Source organism: Leucobacter sp. G161 (assembly GCF_001482305.1).
Lineage (GTDB): Bacteria > Actinomycetota > Actinomycetes > Actinomycetales > Microbacteriaceae > Leucobacter.
This window is the reverse complement of sequence record NZ_LOHP01000060.1, coordinates 226,222-239,272: the sequence shown is the minus strand read 5'-3', so window position 1 is coordinate 239,272 and position 13,051 is coordinate 226,222. Positions and strand designations below refer to the sequence as shown.

The window sequence follows — 13,051 nt, the reverse complement described above, 5'->3', positions numbered from 1 at the left end:
CGCCCTCACCTCGCGTAGCGCGGGCCGGTCGCCCTGGCGAGTGTGCGTATCTGCTCCGCGAGGAGTTTGGGTCGGGTAAACGGGGCGTCGTGGGCCGCGTCGTCGGCGAGGATGAGTTCGCTGTGGGGGAGCGACTCGTGAGTGAGCCTCGCGGACTCGTGCATGAGCTTGCGCTCCTTGCTGCCAACGACGACTGCGGTCGGGCGCGTGAATGATTGCCAGGCCTCGGGCAACGTGAATGCTATGTTCTCTCCGACGCTGGCGAGAAGCGTCTCCACGCGGAGCGCCTGGCTATCGCGGACGTACTGCGCGAGGTACGCGCCGGGCACACCGAGCTGTTTCGCCTGCAGTTTCGCAAACCATTCCTGTTTCGCGAGCGGTGCGGTGCGGCGCAGGAGCGAGAGCGTTGCGGCTTGCGCGGGAGCCGGCTTCGTCTCGGCGCTGACGATGAGCGCGCCCCGCACGAGTTCGGGGTGCCAGCTGGCGAGGGCGATTGCGAGCTGACCGCCGAGGGAGAAGCCGGCGACGATCGCGCCGCGCGGTGCTCGGTCGTGGATGAGTTCGGCGAGGCGGGAGACGGTATCGGCGTGCGACACGTAGTCGACCGAGTTGCTCGTGCCGTGCCCGGGAAGATCGGGGACGATTGCTCGAACCGATCCCGCGAGCTGGTTGATAACGGGTTTCCACATCCAGCCGGAGACCCCGCCGCCGTGGAGAAAGAGCACGTCTGACCCGGAGCCCGAAATCATAGTGTTCATACTGCCGAAGCCTAACAGCGAGAAGCCCAGATGACGCCAAGTAACGCAGTGTTTCTGCGTGTGTCGTTGGCGTGTGCGCCGTGGCTGGCCCGCGGCTAACGTGGCAGCCATGACGACACTCACCACAGCCCCAGTTGTTCCCGAGATCACCGCCGAGGACCGCGCGAAGCGCCTGCAGCAGGCCGGTGAGGCCTGGGGGAAGCGGATCGACGCGAAGCGTTCCTCCTCCCACCTCACCTACCGTGCCGAGGGCGAGGGTGTGGGCGGTGTCGCGACGCGTGTGCGCGCCGGGGCGCACGAGTTCTACATCGACGAGCCTGCCGCGCTCGCCGGTGACGATGTCGCAGCGAGCCCGGTCGACTATGCACTGGGCGCGCTCATCGGCTGCCAGGTCGTCGTGTACAGGCTGTACGCGCAGGCTCTCGGGATCCAGGTCGATGATGTGCGCGTGACCGCCGAGGGCGATCTCGACGCCGCTCGGCTGCTCGGCAAGGACGATTCGGTACGGCCCGGCTTCAGCGCGATCAGGTTGCACGTCGAACTCACAGGGCCTGAAACCCAGGAACGCTACGAATCACTCCGCGATGCCGTGGACATCAACTGCCCGGTCTACGACCTGTTTGCCAACCCGACCCCAGTCTCGGTGACGGTCGCCAAAGCGTAACCGCGGCGGGCACGCAGCCTCGTGCCCGCGGCACCCAATAGCATTGGCTCATGGGTTATACGCGAGTGGTGTGGGGCATGAGTGCCCTGCTGTGGCTGATTATCACTGTGCTCTGGTGTGTCTGGTTTGGACTGCCGGCGGTGACGGTCGCGGTGATCTTCGCGATCCTCCCCGATATCGCCCTCATTGGAGCGTTCGAGAGCAAGGGGAGGCTGAAGCCCGAGCGCGTGCAGTTCTACAACGCGATGCATAACGCCTTCGTCGCCGTTGGAGTGCTCGCGGTGGGGTTCGCGGTGTTCCTCCTCACTGGCGGGATGAACGGCGGGATCTGGGCGATCGGCGTTGCCGGGTTGGCATGGTTCGTGCACATCGCAGTGGATCGAGCCCTGAATTTTGGTCGGCGCGCGCCCGACGGCAGCATCATTCCCGTGTTGTAGGGTCGCTCGCGGGTCAAAATCATCCTGTGGGCTGACACGTGTAGTACTACGGTACGACGCGCTCTGAGCCGGGCGGCGGGACACTAGTTCGGTACGAGCGTCCGATCCTGCCCGAAAGACTCTATGACCCCGCTCACCAGACTCAGTCTGAAGAATCGTCTCATCGTTGGCCTCGTGACCCTCGCGGTCGCGGTGCTCGGCATCATTTCTATGGGGGCGCTCAAACAAGAGCTCATGCCCTCGATGAACGTGCCGATGGCGTTTGTGTCGGTGCAAACCGAAGGCCTCGCCCCCGAAGAGATGGTCGATACCGTCACTGAACCGATCGAGCAGGCCCTCAGCGCGGTGCCCGGTGTCACCTCCGTGACGTCCAACACCCTCAGCGGCTACTCGAGCATCACTGTTGAGTGGCCGTTCGACGAGGACGCCGACGAGACGATGCGTACCCTTCGTGGTGCGGTCGATGCCGTGAAGACAAGCTTCCCGAGCGGCACCGTCACTGAGGTGTACTCGGGTGGCGCGGACGACATGCCTGCGATGATGCTCAGCGCAGGCACCACGGGCGACGAAGCGACGTTCGGCGACGCGCTCGAGCAGCGGCTGGTCCCCGCGCTGCAAGCGATTCCCGGTGTACAGAAAGCTGAACTGTCTGGCCGCGAGGCGCAGCGCATCGTGGTGGATCTACGTCCAGCAGATGTCGAAAAGCTCAAGGTGGATCCCGCCGCGATCGAACTCGCGTTGCAGACGAACGGTGCCAGCCTCCCCGCGGGACAGGCAGCTACCGACGAAGGATCGATGCCGATCACCGTCGGCACGGCGCTCGGCACCGTCGACGAGATCGGGGCGCTCCCGATCGCGGTTGAGAACGGCGTCGTGCGGGTCTCGGACTTCGCTGATGTGCGTACGGAAGCGATCCCGGCGGACACCATCTCGCGGGTGAACGGGAAGCCAGCGCTCACGCTCACCATCACACCGTCTCAGGGCGCGAACGTCGTGCAGATCTCACACGCGGTGACCGCGGAACTCGATCGCCAGGCCCCGGGGTTGAAGGCCGAGTTCGTGACGATCTTCGATCAGGCGCCCTTCATTGAGCAGTCGATCCACGACCTCGCGGTCGAGGGAGGCCTCGGACTCGTCTTCGCTGTGCTCGTGATCCTCGCGTTCCTTGCATCCTGGCGGTCGACGATTATTGCCGCCGTGTCGATCCCGCTCTCGTTGCTGATCACGCTCATCGGGTTGCAGTGGAGCGATAACACTCTCAATATTTTGACGCTTGGTGCGCTGACAATCGCCATCGGCCGCGTGGTTGATGACTCCATCGTTGTCATCGAAAATATCAGTCGCAGGCGCGGCGACGGGCCGCTCACGGTAGAAGGGATCGTCGCGTCCGTGCGCCAGGTCGCTGGTGCGATTACCGCGTCAACGCTCACGACCGTCGCCGTGTTCCTCCCCATCGCGTTCGTCTCAGGCATGGCCGGCCAGCTCTTCCGCCCGTTCGCGATTACAGTATCGATCGCGCTTCTCGCTTCGCTGCTTGTCGCGCTGACGATCGTGCCCGTGCTCTCATACTGGTTCATGCAGAAGCCGCCAAAGCAGAAGGGCCACGCCGCGCCGCAGGCGGCAAACGCTGACGGCGCAGACAACGCCGCAGCGATTGACGACGCCGCAGCGGTCGACGGTGTCACACCGACTGACGCAGTGACCGCCGCAGCGCACGAGACGGATGTCCCATCTGAGCTCAGCGAGATTCACACCGAACCTGACCGGCTGCAACGCGCGATCATGCCGGCGCTGTCCGCGACACGCAGGCACCCGGTGATTACGCTCGTGAGTTCGGGGCTCATTCTCGCGGTGACGCTCGTACTGGCAGTCTTCATCCCGACCGATTTCCTAGGATCCTCTGGACAAGAGAGCCTGCAGCTGACGCAGACTGTCGAGACTGGCACCACGGATCTCGTTGCTGCGGCCGAGCCCGTCGAGGAGGCGCTCGGCAAGGTGACCGGTGTACGTGACGTGATGACCACGATCCCCGTCGGAAACGGCGCGGGGGAGATCTCGTACAACCTGCAGCTGGCTGACGGTTCGGACGCCGACCAGGTGAGCGACGCCGTTCAGGCGCAGCTTGACACGCTCGAGGGGGCAGGGGGGCTGCGGCTCCTCACACAGGACGCCTTCGTTGGCGATGGATCTGGCGGCGGCGGCATTTCGTTGCAGATTCGCGGTAACGATCCCGTCGCAATGCGCGAGGCGAGTGAACTGCTCGAACAGGAGCTCACCGACGCGAAGGGCGTCAAATCCGTCTACAGCGAGCTCAAGGGCGAAGAGCCCCTCATGCGTGTAGCGCTCGACGAAGCAAAAGCGACGGGTCTCGGCTTCGACCGGGCAGGGGTCGCGAAGGCGATCCAGGAAGCGCTCGAGGGGCAAACCATCGGTCGGATGATGCTGGCAGGCAGCGAACGCGACATCGTGTTGCGCACGCCTGGCACTGAGTACACCGCGGCGAACCTCGGCGAGCTGAAGCTCCCAGTGACCGCACAGCAGACCGCGCTCGCGCAGAAAGCAGCGGGCGACGCGCTGCAGGAGAAGGCCGAGGCCGAGGCCGAGCGTATGCGGCTCGAAGCAAATACCGAGCTCAGCAATCAGATCTGGGAAGCCGGCGTACAACGCGGCGAACTCGTGCAGCAGCTCGGAGAGCTCAACGCGCAGCTCGCCGAACTGTCAAAGGCACCAGTCACTCCCTATCCGCCGATCGATCCGACCGAGGTGGGCAAGCAGCAGGCGGCGCAGGAGCGGGCCGAGCAGCTCGCTGGCTTGCAGGGCGCGATTTCTGGTGCCCAGGCCGGAATCGCGGGCATGGACGAACAGATTGCAGCGCTTCGACAGAGCCAGAGCGACGCCTCCCAGCAGCTCGTTGACCAGCAGGCTGCCGAGGCTGAGCAGAAAGCGGCGACTGAGGCGAAGGGAGCTCCGTTGAAGCTCTCCGAGATCGCGACGGTGACGGAAGAGCTCACGGCGCCGATGATCACCCGCGCCGACGGCGATCGGCAGGTTGCCCTGTCGGTTGAACCGCGCAAGGGACAGCTCGACGCAGCCAATAGGGCAGTGGAGCGTGCGATCGCGACCGTCGATCTGCCCGCGGGAGTGACGTTCGACGTCGGCGGAGTGAGCGCAGAACAGGACGAAGCTTTCACACAACTCGGCATCGCAATGCTTGCGGCCATCATGCTCGTCATGCTCGTGATGGTGGCAACGTTCAGGAGCTTCCGCGGGCCGCTGGTGCTGCTGATCTCGGTACCGTTCGCGGCGACCGGCGCGATCCTCGGGCTGCTGTTGACCGGGGTGCCGCTCGGACTGCCCGCGCTCATCGGACTGCTCATGCTCATCGGTATTGTCGTGACGAACGCGATCGTGCTCATGGACCTCGTCAACCGACTCCGGGCGAGCGGCGCGACGCTTGAGGAAGCCGTCGAGCACGGCACGAGGCTGCGGCTGCGACCGATCCTCATGACTGCGGCCGCGACGATCTTCGCGCTGCTCCCCATGGCGTTCGGACTCACCGGCGGAGGCGTGTTCATCTCGCGTCCGCTCGCGATCGTCGTCATCGGTGGGCTGGTGTCCTCGACACTGCTCACGCTGATCCTCGTACCGGTGCTCTACACACTCGTCGAACGCCGCCGTGAGCGCAAGCTCGACAAGCGGGCAGCGAAGCGTGAAGCCCGGGCAGCGGCGAAGGCAGACGGTGCGGCGGCCAGCGATACCCGCGAATTGACTGAGGTTCTCGGCCTCGACGACAGCACTCGCGACTAACCAGCAGTGCTCGAGGCGCTCGCCCTACTCCAGGTCGGCGAGCGCCTCGAACACGTTTTCCATGACGCGGCGCTGCGCCGGGTTCATCGGCCCGAGCAAAACGTCAGTGATGAGCCCGACGCTCAGATGAGGCGACGACGCGCTGCCAGCTGATTGATCGAGGCGCTCGTTTCCGGTGATGAACTTCCGCACCCCTGCCGCGACGCGAGCAGCGCGGGCGTCGATCGCCTCGGTGCTCGCCGATGGCGGAAGTCCCGTCACCTCCCGCTCGAGCTCCAGCATGTCCTGATCCAAGCCCGTGAGCTGGCCGACGACCGCATCAAGGTATTCCTCGTCAGTGAGGTGCCCGAGCAGAACGGCGATGTCGCGTGAGGTCTGATCCGAACCGAGCACGCCCTGCACACGGAGCGCAGCGAGCGAGAGATCCGGGGCGGCACCCTGTGCCAGCAGCTCGTCGATGTCGCTGCGCACCCGCTCGAGTTCCGTGATCCTGCCGTCGAGCTCGGCCCGTAGCGCGGTGAGTTCGGCCACGGTGTGTTCGGCTGGTGCGCTCGCACCGATGTTCGCGGAAGCGGAGAGCGCGGAAGTTTCGAGGAGCGTGCCGATGCGGTCCAGCCGAAACCCGAGCGCAGTGAGCCGCTTGATCCGCAGCACGTGCACGAGATGGGCGCTCTCATACTGCTTGTACCCGTTGAACCGGCGAGCGGGCTCCGGCAAGATCCCGACATCATGCCAGTGGCGGATCGCTCGGGCACTCACTCCCGCGATGTTCGCGAGCTCTCGCGTGCTCCATGCCATGATTACGCCTCCGGGGGTAGCGGTGGTTGCTTCATTATCGCTGAGGGGCCGGTGTGCTCGACGGAATGAGGGGTGGGGCCGCCCAAGGAGCGGAGCGTGGGAACGAAGAGCGCGCCGACCATGGCGACCGCGATCCCGACCGCGACAGTGAGCGCCGCTGTTGCCAGGCCGTAGCCCGAAGCGAGCGCCGCGATCGGAGTCAGCGCGAGCGCGGGCCCGGCAAGCATCAGTGCGTTTTGGGCGCCAAGGACCTTCCCGCGCAATTCGTCAGGGATTGCCTCGATGAGGGCGACACCGAGTGCGGCCGAGAGCGGTCCGTTCGTGACACCGACGAAGGTGGCCGCCCCGATGACGATCCACGGAGACGCGAGCGAGCCCAACGCAAGGAATCCGATCACCGAACCGCACACGCCCACAACGAACCAGGTCCGACGAGACACGCTGCCAACGGTGACGGCGTAGAGACCCGCGCCAACGAGGCTCCCCAGCGCGATGCCCGACATCGCGAGGCCCGCGAGCCCGGGTAACTCTTCGGCAGTGAAGTACGCGGGGAGAATCGCTACCTGCAGCGCAGTGAGCGCGATCACCGAAACCGTGGTCAGCAACGTCGACCACCACACGAGCCGGTTGCCGACGAGGAAGCGCCAGCCCTCGAAGAGCTCGCGCAGCGCGCGCCCGGGGCCCGAGCGTGCGGGTACACCCGCACGGGAGACCCCCGCGGGGAGGATCGCGCCAGCACGGCGGGAGAGGAACAGCGAGAGGAGGGCAGCCGCCGTGCTCGTGGCCGCAGTAATGAGCATCGCGGTGGCGCTCACGCCCGACAGCCAGACGATTGCGCCGCCGATGCCCGGCCCCGCCATCACGAGCGCGGCGGTGAGCGCCTCCCGACCGCCAACGACCCGGTCCAGCGCGCCCGGCTTTGGCCCGTCCTTCCCCGCCGACAGCTCGACGAGCCGGGGGAGCATGCTCTCCCGCGCGGTCAGGCCGGGCATATCGCCGAACGCGCCGACAACCCCGAGACCAACGAACCACGCAAGGTTCAGACCCCAGAGCGCGTCAACAACGGGCAGCGCAGCAACCGAGCCAGCCGACAGCAGGTCACTCACGACGGAGACGGTGCGGCGGTTCACCCGATCCACCACGACGCCGGCGAAGACCCCGACGACCGCGCCAACCCCCGTCGTGACAGCCGCGACGGTCCCCGCAGCAAGCACGTCGCCCGTGCGGGCGAGGACCAGCAGAGGGAAGAGGACGGACGCGATGCCGTTGCCCAAGAGGGAGAGACTGTATGAACCGAAATAGACCCAGGTGGATGCGTGCATGCCCCCATGGGAAACCATGCCGCCGCGGCACGGTCAAACCGCACGTCGGACGGACCAGAAGATGTGGCAGAGCTATGCGTGGCTTGAGCGGCTTGGTACTGTCGAACCACAGGGCGCAAGAGACCTACACCAGGGAGCACGCATGCACACCGACGCAACCGAAGCGCAGCGCACAGCCGTGGGACTCGAGCAGCGCCCCATCGCAGACGCGCACCCATGGCTCACCACCCCGGTTGGCAGTAAAGCGCTGCGCGTCGGACTCTGCGTGCTCGCGACCTGGAGTATCGCATTCGTCTTCAACACACTTCTCACCGGAGCCGGCCAAGGCGAATACTTCCTCCCCAGCATGGGCTGGGTGATCAGCGTACTGCTCGTCCCCGCAATACTCTGCACCGCGCTCGCCGCAGTAAGTCAACGCTGGCTCACCCGCTTCGTCCCCTTCACGCAGTCGCTCCTGTTCGGCCTGCTGAGCTACCTGAGCGCGAACGTGATCGCGGCCGTGCTCGCAATTGTGGACGCGCTCGGAAACCCCTCCTGCGGCAGCGAGTCCAGCTGCACCGAGTACACCGCGAATACCATCATGTTCGCCGGCTTCGTCTTCCTGCCGCTCATCCTCGTCGCCACGGTCGGCTACGGCCTCGCGCTCGCCACCGTCACCCCGAGCGGGCGCCGAGTGCGAGCTTGGCTCATCGGCGCCACCGTCTGCAGCGGCCTCGTCCTCGCTGCCGCACTCACATTCCAATGATCCGGCATCGGCTGATGCGCGGACACACACCACACCACCGGAGGCACGCATGAACGCATACATGGGTGGGTACCAGGGCGCCGGAATGGGCCGCGGCGAGGGGCTCAGCGGCGACCCAGGAAGATCCGGAGAGAACGCGCTCGGCCGCAACACCGGCAGGGGAGTTCGGCGTAGCGACGAGGCACACCCGTGGCGCAGCATCTCCCGGTGGAGCGCAGCCTGGCGGGTTGCCCTCAGCGTGCTCGCAATCGGGCTGAGCGTCGCACTGCTCACCGTGCTGCTGTTCGCAGACGGGCGAATCGACTACTTCGCGCCTGATTGGTTCGCGGGGGCTGCCATGGTTGTTGTCCCTGCGATGGTGACTGCCGTTCTCGCCGCAGCGCTGCATGGCTGGCTCAGGCGGTTCCTGCCCATCACCCAAGCCGTGCTGTTCGGACTTGTCGCCTACGCCACAGCGTTGCTTGTCACGTGGCTGCTCCCCATCGTCACGAACGGCAGCGGTATCGGGTGCGCGCTCGGGCCGCCATGCGTCGAATCCACCTGGGCGCTCATCGTCTTTACCGCCGTCGTGCTCTTCCCTGTAATGCTCATCTCGGGGCTCAGCTACCTGCTGGCCCGCGGCTCGGTCACCTGGGCCGGCAAGCGGGTATTCCTCGGGGTACTCGCGGGCGCACTTGTCGTGACCGTGATCTTCATCGTGTCGGTGAGCCTCGGTGGCGGCGATGGAACCGGCGGATCCGGCGCGGGATAAGGGATCGGAACCAACTCGCGCGGTAGGGTTTGGGAATAATCTGCGCGAGCTACGAACGAGCGAAAGGGACACGGCGTGCACCTGAAGAGCCTCACCCTTCGCGGGTTCAAGTCATTCGCGCAGCCGACGACCTTTCAGTTCGAGCCGGGGGTCACTGCCATCGTTGGCCCGAACGGCTCAGGCAAATCGAATGTGGTCGACGCCCTGGCATGGGTGATGGGTGAGCAGGGCGCGAAGACGCTGCGCGGCGGCAAGATGGAGGACGTCATCTTCGCCGGGACTTCGACCCGCGGGCCGCTGGGCCGTGCCGAGGTGCGGCTCACCATTGACAACTCCGACGGCGCACTGCCGATCGAGTACACCGAGGTGACGATCAGCCGAATTCTCTTTCGGAACGGCTCGAGCGAGTACGCGATCAACGGCGAATCGTGCCGCCTGCTCGACGTCCAAGAACTGCTGAGCGATTCCGGCCTCGGCCGCGAGATGCACGTTATCGTCGGCCAGGGGCAGCTCGACACTGTGCTCCGCGCAACGCCAGAAGACCGGCGCGGCTTCATCGAGGAGGCGGCCGGCATCCTCAAGCATCGCAGGCGCAAGGAGCGCACGCTCCGCAAGCTGGACGCGATGGAGACAAACCTCACCCGCCTCAACGATCTCGCGGGGGAGATCCGGCGCCAGCTCAAGCCGCTCGGTCGCCAGGCAGAAGTCGCCCGGCAGGCGCAGTCGATCGCGGCCGAAGTGCGTGACGCGAAGGCGCGATTGCTTGCTGACGACGTCACTCGGCTACGCATCGAGCTCGCGAGCCTCGCGAAGGATGAGTCCGAGCGCCACTCGGAGCGGATCGTGCTCCAGGAGCAGGTCGAACAGAAGCAGCTGCGGATCGAGCGTCTCGAGCACGAACAGCAGGGTGATGAACTCGATGCGGCCCGCCGCGTCACGTTTGCGCTGGAGAGCGCGCAGGCCAAACTGCGGGGGCTGTACGCTCAGACGCAGCAGCGTCTGACGTTCCTCGCCACGCAGTCCGATGCGCCAGAGCAGGCGCCGTTGACGACCCGATCCGCTGTCGATGAGGCTCGCGCGGAGGCCCACGAACTCGCAGGGCTCATTCCTGAACGCGAAGACGCGTGGCGCGCCGCCGAGCAGGTGACCCGCAGAGCGCAGCAGGCACTCGACGCCATTGACGAACACATCCAAGCCCAGGCTGAACTCGTTTCGAAGCACGATCTCGAACTCTCGGAGCTGCGGGGTCGGGTCGACGCGGCCGAACAAAAACGGCAGACGCTCGCGGCAGAGTTCGACCGGCGCACGCAGGCCGTGGCGCAGGCGGAGACCCGGGCTGACGACGCCCAGGCCGAGCTCACGGCGTTCGAGGCCGAGAGCGAAGCAGCGGAGCTGCCGGAGGGTGGCCTTGACGGGGCATACCGCGCCGCGCAAGAACGTGAAACCGCGGCAGAACAGCTCGTTGACGAACTGCGGAGCTCGCTGCATGCCCTCGAGCAGGAGTCCGCGGGGCTCGAGGCTCGGGCGAGCGCACTCGCCCGCTCCCTCGACCAGCGCGACGCATCGGGAGCGCTGCTCGCCGAAGCTCGCGAGGGGGTGCGCGGCCGAGTTGCCGACCACGTGCGCGTTCGCGAGGGCTTCGAGGCCGCTGTGGGCGCGGCGCTCGGTGTCTTTGCCGATGCGCTGCTCGTCGATACGGCAGAGGTCGCCGGTAGTGCCGTCGCAGGCGCGCACGAGCAGGATCTTGGACGGTTACGGGCCGTCATCGCCAGTGCAGCAGCGGTGCCCGACGCGCCTGCTCCAGTCGAGGGCCTTGTCGCCGTCGCCGAGGTGCTGATCGACGCCCCAGACGGAGTACGCGGGCTGCTCGCGAGGAGCTACATTGCCAGCGACGCCGACGAGGCGCTCCGCGGGGCAGTCGCGCTCAGGCACGCCCTGCAGGGGGCTGGCTTCACCATTGTCACCGCGGACGGCGACGTGCTCACCGAACACACCCTCTCGGGTGGATCGGGCCAGGCGCCCTCCCGCATCGAGCTCACGGCCGACCTTGCCGAGACTCGACGCCGCATGGCCGAGATCGAGACAGAAGTTGCCGCGGCCGCAACCTCCCTCGCGGATCAGCGCGAGCTCGTCGCGCGATTGAAGTCCGAGAGCCGGGCTGCCTACACCGAGCTCCGCGAGGCCGACGCACGTTTGGCGGAGCATGCCCGTCGCCGACAGCAGCTCATCGTGCGAGCGGAGGCGACGAGATCCGAGGCGGATCGTGCGGCGACCGCACTCGCCGGAGTCTCGGAGTCAGCGGACGAGGCAGCGGATGCCGCAACTCGTGCGGCGCGCGGACTCCAGGAAGCCGAGGCGAAACCGCGACCGATCCTCGACGCGACGCAGCGCGACGGGCTGCTCGTCGAGGTCGAGCAGGCCAGGGCGCTCGAGATCGAAGCGCGGCTCGCGTTCGAGACTGCCAAGGAGCGTGCACGTGCCGCCGAGGCGCGCAGCGAAGTCGTCGCCGAGCAGTTCGAGGCGGAACGGCGCGCTGCTGAGGAAGCTGCGCGCCGCGCCGTGCTCAGGGGTAGGCAGGTCGCGCAGGCAGAGCGGGTTGCTGCGGCGCTCCCCGACATTCTTGACGCGTGCGATCGTTCCCTCTCGGAAGCACGCACCGCGCAACAATCCGCTGAGCAGGAGCGGGCACGCAACAGCCAGGAGCTCACCCTGCTGCGATCCGAAGAATCAGAGGTGCGTGGCCGGCTGCAGTCCCTGACGGAGCTTGTGCACGGTGCCGAGCTGAAGAGCTACGAGCGGAAACTGCAGCTGTCTGCGTTCCTGGAGCGCGCCGGCAACGAGCTTGGCTTTGTCGAGGAGGTCCTCGTTGCCGAGTACGGGCCAGAGAACGGCATCCCAGTTGGCGGCGAACCCGAGGACGCGGCCGTTGAGCCCGTCTTGTCGGGCGGGCCGGCGGCTGACATACAGAGCGAACCACCCGGCACGCTCGAGGAGCAGCTCGCCGCCGAGCTCGGGATCGAGGAGCCAGCCGCGCCGGCAGCCGCTGACCGTGCAGCCGCTGACCGTGCAGCCGAACGATCACCGCAGCAGTTCGTGCCGTTCGTCCGCGCCGAACAGGAGCGGCGGCTCGCCAAAGCTGAGCGCAGGCTCTCCGAACTCGGTCGCATTAACCCGCTCGCGCTCGAGGAGTTCGCAGCGCTCGAGCAGCGGCACAAGTTCCTCGTCGAGCAACTCGCTGACCTCACGAAGACGCGCGCCGACCTGCGACAGATCATCGAAGAGCTCGACGAGCACATGCAGGGCATCTTCGGCGCGGCCTTCGAAGACACGCGCGCCGCGTTCGCGGAGGTGTTTCCGATCCTCTTCCCTGGTGGGACCGGTGAGATATCGCTCACGAACCCCGACGATCTCCTCGGAACCGGTATCGAGATCTCCGTGCGGCCCGCTGGCAAGAAGGTGGAGCGGTTGTCGCTGCTCTCCGGCGGTGAGCGCTCGCTGGCCGCAGTTGCCCTGCTCGTTGCTATTTTCCAAGCCCGCCCCAGCCCGTTCTACATCATGGACGAGGTCGAGGCTGCGCTTGACGACGCGAACCTCGGGCGATTGCTGCACGTCTTTGAACGGCTCCGCGAGACCTCCCAGCTCATCGTGATCACACACCAGAAACGCACGATGGAAATCGCTGACGCCCTGTACGGAGTCTCCATGCGGCGCGACGGCATCTCGGCCGTCGTCGGCCAACGGCTCGGCGCCGAAGTCTAGGTGGTACCGG

Annotated in this window: 9 protein-coding genes; 6 read left to right on the top strand and 3 right to left on the bottom strand. The window is 66.5% G+C overall.

What is annotated here, in order from left to right; all coding sequences use genetic code 11:
* Positions 1–5: 5 nt before the first annotated feature.
* Positions 6–758, bottom strand: a complete 753-nt coding sequence (locus AUL38_RS08555) for an alpha/beta fold hydrolase (protein WP_153006528.1) — start codon at positions 756–758, stop codon at positions 6–8.
* Positions 759–867: 109 nt separating this feature from the next.
* Here AUL38_RS08555 and AUL38_RS08550 point away from each other — a divergent pair, with 109 nt between their 5' ends.
* The 3 genes from AUL38_RS08550 to AUL38_RS08540 all read left to right on the top strand — a co-directional run bounded on the left by AUL38_RS08550 (position 868) and on the right by AUL38_RS08540 (position 5,666).
* The gene (locus AUL38_RS08550; RefSeq protein ID WP_059061079.1) at positions 868–1,422 is read left to right on the top strand and encodes an OsmC family protein; all 555 of its coding nucleotides are present in this window, start codon (positions 868–870) and stop codon (positions 1,420–1,422) included.
* 50 nt (positions 1,423–1,472) lie between these two features.
* Positions 1,473–1,859 (top strand): DUF4260 family protein, encoded by a 387-nt coding sequence (locus AUL38_RS08545; RefSeq protein ID WP_059061077.1) that lies wholly within the window; start codon positions 1,473–1,475, stop codon positions 1,857–1,859.
* Positions 1,860–1,982: 123 nt separating this feature from the next.
* The gene (locus tag AUL38_RS08540) at positions 1,983–5,666 is read left to right on the top strand and encodes an efflux RND transporter permease subunit (RefSeq protein ID WP_059061075.1); all 3,684 of its coding nucleotides are present in this window, start codon (positions 1,983–1,985) and stop codon (positions 5,664–5,666) included.
* A 24-nt stretch (positions 5,667–5,690) separates the two neighbouring features.
* Here the strand turns inward: AUL38_RS08540 and AUL38_RS08535 are convergent, their stop codons facing one another.
* Positions 5,691–6,464 carry a MerR family transcriptional regulator gene (locus AUL38_RS08535; RefSeq protein WP_059061073.1) on the bottom strand — a complete coding sequence of 258 codons (774 nt, stop codon included), beginning with the start codon at positions 6,462–6,464 and terminating at the stop codon, positions 5,691–5,693.
* A gap of 2 nt (positions 6,465–6,466) precedes the next feature.
* Positions 6,467–7,786, bottom strand: coding sequence for an MFS transporter (locus AUL38_RS08530; protein ID WP_083506711.1), 1,320 nt, complete (start codon positions 7,784–7,786; stop codon positions 6,467–6,469).
* A 142-nt stretch (positions 7,787–7,928) separates the two neighbouring features.
* Here AUL38_RS08530 and AUL38_RS08525 point away from each other — a divergent pair, with 142 nt between their 5' ends.
* The 3 genes from AUL38_RS08525 (at position 7,929) to AUL38_RS08515 (ending at position 13,041) form a co-directional block, all read left to right on the top strand.
* Positions 7,929–8,531 (top strand): hypothetical protein, encoded by a 603-nt coding sequence (locus AUL38_RS08525; RefSeq protein WP_059061070.1) that lies wholly within the window; start codon positions 7,929–7,931, stop codon positions 8,529–8,531.
* Positions 8,532–8,580: 49 nt separating this feature from the next.
* Positions 8,581–9,282: a hypothetical protein gene (locus AUL38_RS08520; protein WP_153006527.1), complete on the top strand. Its 702-nt coding sequence runs from the start codon at positions 8,581–8,583 to the stop codon at positions 9,280–9,282.
* A gap of 75 nt (positions 9,283–9,357) precedes the next feature.
* Positions 9,358–13,041 carry an AAA family ATPase gene (locus AUL38_RS08515; RefSeq protein WP_059061066.1) on the top strand — a complete coding sequence of 1,228 codons (3,684 nt, stop codon included), beginning with the start codon at positions 9,358–9,360 and terminating at the stop codon, positions 13,039–13,041.
* The last annotated feature ends 10 nt before the right edge of the window (positions 13,042–13,051 follow it).